General features: G+C 60.5%; 1 protein-coding gene. It reads right to left on the bottom strand.

The genetic code is table 11. The features are described 5' to 3' along the window. A partial coding sequence (hrpA, locus tag J1C54_RS16150) for an ATP-dependent RNA helicase HrpA (protein WP_229149942.1) occupies positions 1 to 2,681 on the bottom strand: 2,681 nt, incomplete at both ends.

The raw sequence follows: 2,681 nt of genomic DNA, 5'->3' as shown, positions 1-2,681 counted from the left end.
GGCACGATGTCGCCGCTGTGTTGTTGCATACGGGCGGCGAAGGTGGCGGCGTCGCGGATCGGTTCATCGAGCTGGAAGTGGTCGGCGACGATGCGCAGCAGGGCGTCGTCGAGGATGGCTTTGGCGTTGCTGCCGAGCACGGCTTTCTGGAAGCCGGGCAGTTTTTCGCCGCGCTGGCGCAGTTCGCGATATTGCACGGCGAGGCGCATCCAGATCAGCCGGGCACTGGCCCAGCGGTGCAGCCAGCCGGCCTGGCTGGCGTCGCTCTGCCATTTCAGGGTGACCTGTTCCTTGTCATCCACCAGTGCCGGCCACAGCCGCACTTCGACGCCGCCGTGGGGGCTGTCTTTCCATTCCGGCAAGCTGCCGAACACCCAGTCGCGGCCGCTGGGGCCGTCGTCGGGCAGCACCGCGGGCACCACTTGCTGTATCTGTTCGGCGAATTGTTTTTTTAACGCGACGAGATCCTGCCCTTCGGCCAGCGTGCGTTCGCCATCGACCACGCGGATATGAAAACGCAGGTGCGCTGGCAGAGTATCTTCCGGCCATTCTTCCTGTTCGATGCGCACGCCGGTGAGGCTTTGCAGTTCACGGGTGAGCGCGGGCAGTAGCGGTTCGCGGCCGGGAGTAAGACGCGCCATCACGGCACGCACATAGTCCGGCACCGGCACGAAGTTGCGGCGCTTTGCTTTTGGCAGTGCACGAATCAGTGCTTCGATGCGATCACTCAGCCAGCCGGGCACCAGCCAGTCCAGGTGCACCGGCTCAAGGCGATTAAGCAGGGCCACCGGCACCACAATCCAGACACCGTCGCGGCCGCTGCCGGGATCAAACTGGTATTCCAGCGCAAACTGCACGTCGCCGGCATGGAGGTTGGCGGGGAACTGATGCTCGTCCGCCGCATGCTGGCCATCGAGTAAAAAGTCCTCACTCATAATCAGCGCAGCGCGGGTGGCATCATCGGCCTTGTGGCGCAGCCAGCTTTCCAGATGGGTCAGGCTGACGATGTCCTGTGGCAGGCGCTCATCATAGAACGTCACTTGCGCTTCTTCGTCAGCGAGCAGATCGCGGCGGCGCAGTTTGTTTTCTTCCTGCTGCAGGGCTTCGATGGTTTCCCGGTTGGTTTTGACGAAGGCCGGTTCGCGACTGAGCGCTCCGTTTACCAGCCCTTCGCGGGTCAACAGCTCACGGGCCAGCACCGGATCGTGCTGGGCATAGTTGATCTTGCGATCGCTACGAATCAGCAGGCCGAACAGACTGACCTGTTCGGTGGCCATTACCGCGCCACGTTTTTTCGACCAGTGCGGCTCCAGATAACTGCGTTTAACCAGATGGCTGCCCTGCTGCTCGATCCACTCCGGTTCGATCTTGGCCAAGGTGCGGGCAAACAGGCGCGAGGTTTCCACCTGCTCGGCGGCCATCAGCCAGGGCGATTTGCTTTTCGACATGGCAGAGCCGGGCCACAGCTGCGGTTTGCGGCTGCGGGTAGACAGCCACTCTCCTTCTTCGGTGCGTTTCAGCACATTACCCAGCAAGCCAGTAAGCAACGCTCGATGCACTTGCTCAAAGGTTGCCGGCTGTTGATTGATAGACAGCTGCAACTCACGACACTGCAGCAGTAACTGGTGATGAGTGTCACGCCATTCCTGCATGCGCAAGGGAGCAAGAAAGTTCTTCCTGAGCAGCTTTTCATACTGGTTGCGTGACAGTGCTTCTCGTTGCTCCTCTGCCCATGGCCACAGCTTGAGAAAAAACAGGAAGTCCGATTCTTTTTCAGTAAAAGGCTGATGCGCCTGATCCGCCTGCTGCCTTGCCTCAGGCGGCCGATCCCGTGGATCCTGCACCGCCAGCGCCGAAACAATAATCAGCACTTCCCGTAGGCTGCTCAGTGATGCCGAGGCAATCAGCATGCGTCCGAGGCGCGGGTCTAAAGGTAATCTGGCCAGCTGACGGCCTGTCGCGGTTAGCTGATCCTTATGCATTGCCCCCAGCTCTTCCAGCAACCGGTAGCCATCACGAATCAGACTGCCTTCCGGTGGATCGATAAAGGGGAAGTTGGCGATATTGCCAAGGCGTAGCTCCGCCATCTGCAGAATGACTGCAGCCAGATTGGTGCGACGGATTTCCGGTTCGGTAAAGGCTGGCCGACCATTAAAATCATCTTCGTCATACAACCGGTAACAGACACCGGGCATCACCCGGCCACTGCGGCCCTTGCGCTGCTCGGCACTGGCCTTTGACACCGGCTCCACCGGCAGGCGCTGAACCTTGGATTGCACGCTGTAGCGACTGACGCGGGCGGTACCAGCATCAATCACGTAACGGATACCAGGCACGGTCAGCGAGGTTTCGGCAACGTTGGTGGACAGCACCACCCGGCGACCACGATGGGCTGAAAATACGCGCTGCTGTTCCTGCGGCGATAGCCGTGCATAGAGGGGCAAAAATTCCGTATCGCGAAATTCGCAGCGCTTGAGGTGGTGATGCAGCTGGCGAATATCACGCTCGCCGCTTAGAAACACCAGCACGTCACAGGCCGGTGGCCTGCCCTTCTCGCGCTCCAGCTGTTCAATCTCGCGCAGCACATCTTCCACCTGACGGCTGAGTTCGCGTTCGGCTTCCGCCGGACGATAGTGCACGTCCACCGGATAGGTGCGGCCAGACACTTCAATCACCGGGGC

The organism is Alcanivorax sp. 1008 (genome assembly GCF_020667895.1).
Classification (GTDB): domain Bacteria; phylum Pseudomonadota; class Gammaproteobacteria; order Pseudomonadales; family Alcanivoracaceae; genus PGZG01.
This window is presented reverse-complemented; position numbering and strand designations above follow the sequence as displayed.